The sequence below is a fragment of the Leifsonia sp. SIMBA_070 genome, assembly GCF_046534635.1.
Classification (GTDB): domain Bacteria; phylum Actinomycetota; class Actinomycetes; order Actinomycetales; family Microbacteriaceae; genus Leifsonia.
Genome location: NZ_JAWRYK010001011.1, coordinates 1 through 232 on the forward strand (window position 1 = coordinate 1; position 232 = coordinate 232).

Below are 232 nucleotides of genomic sequence, written 5' to 3' on the forward strand. Positions count from 1 at the left end.
GCCGGCGAAAAGCGACCGGTTCCGCGTACTACACCATCCTGGGCGCCTCGCTGGCGCTGACGGCCATCGGCCTGATGATGGTGCTCTCGGCGTCGTCGGTGGAATCCATTGCGGCCTCGGCGGGGGAGTCCGTGGGCAGCACCTTCAGCTTCTTCATGAAGCAGGCCCTGTTTGCGGCCCTGGGCGTCGCCGCCATGCTGGGGCTGCCCCGTCTTGGCCCCGAGACATACCG

The 232-nt window shown here is 68.1% G+C and carries 1 pseudogene; it reads left to right on the forward strand.

The features are described from left to right. Positions 1–232 (forward strand): annotated as a pseudogene (locus SB754_RS23200) (putative lipid II flippase FtsW); the annotation flags it as partial.